The organism is Capnocytophaga sp. oral taxon 329 str. F0087, from assembly GCF_000213295.2.
Classification (GTDB): domain Bacteria; phylum Bacteroidota; class Bacteroidia; order Flavobacteriales; family Flavobacteriaceae; genus Capnocytophaga; species Capnocytophaga leadbetteri_A.
This window is the reverse complement of record NZ_KN389987.1, coordinates 34,331-35,258: the sequence shown is the minus strand read 5'-3', so window position 1 is coordinate 35,258 and position 928 is coordinate 34,331. Positions and strand designations below refer to the sequence as shown.

The 928-nt window shown below is 40.1% G+C and carries 2 protein-coding genes; both read left to right on the top strand.

Going from position 1 to position 928, the window contains the following annotated elements:
- Positions 1-596 (top strand): bacillithiol biosynthesis deacetylase BshB1 (bshB1, locus tag HMPREF9074_RS01765; protein WP_034539516.1); only part of this gene is annotated, 596 nt, incomplete at its 5' end.
- Positions 597-620: 24 nt separating this feature from the next.
- The gene (locus HMPREF9074_RS01760) at positions 621-812 is read left to right on the top strand and encodes a hypothetical protein (protein WP_009388710.1); all 192 of its coding nucleotides are present in this window, start codon (positions 621-623) and stop codon (positions 810-812) included.
- The last annotated feature ends 116 nt before the right edge of the window (positions 813-928 follow it).

Sequence of the window (928 nt, the reverse complement as noted above, 5' to 3'; positions counted from 1 at the left end):
GTGAACTCGGCACTCGAGGTAGTGCTGAAATACGCTATCAGGAAGCGACTAAAGCCAAAGAACTATTAGGAGTAGCAGTACGCGAGAATCTGAAGTTTAGAGATGGTTTCTTTGTGAATGATGAGGCTCATCAGTTAGCAATTATCAAAAAGATACGTCAATATCAGCCTGATATAGTACTCTGCAATGCCATAGATGACCGCCATATTGATCACGGTAAGGGTAGCAAACTTGTTAGTGATGCTTGCTTCCTTAGTGGATTGCGCCGTATTGAGACTACTCTTGATGGCAAAGCCCAAAGTGCTTGGCGACCTAAGGTGGTATATCACTATATACAATGGAAAAATATAATACCTGACTTCGTAGTGGATATTACTGGTTTTATGGAAGCTAAAGTAAATGCTGTGTTAGCGTATAGTTCGCAGTTTTACGATAGCAGTAGCAACGAGCCTACTACGCCTATCTCTGACCGCAACTTCTTAGATAGTGTAACCTATCGTGCCCGAGACCTTGGAAGACTTATTGGTACAGATTTTGCGGAAGGTTTTACTTGTGAAAGGGTAGCTGCAGTAGATACCCTATTCAACTTGAAATAATGATTTACAAAAGATAAAAACACTATGAAATTAATATTGATTACTATTGGTATATTGCTGCTCTGTGTAGGCGGAATGGCTATTAAAATTTGGGGTAAGAAAGGAGGTAAGTTTGCTGGTACTTGTGCAAGTCAGAATCCTCATTTAAACCCTGAAGGTGAGGCTTGTAGCTTTTGTGGACGTATGCCTGATGAACAAGAATGCCGTAATAAATAATTTATTTTTTAGCCAATGTCTGACCTACTCGCAGAGAGAATAGCCGAAGCCAAAAATGGAAAGCAACGAGCCTTTAGCTGGTTGCTTGATGAGTTTTGGATAGATGTCTATAATTT

Coding starts and splice junctions, on each gene's coding strand:
- HMPREF9074_RS01760 (WP_009388710.1), top strand. CDS start 621: ATGAAATTAATATTGATTACTATTGGTATATTGCTGCTCTGTGTAGGC.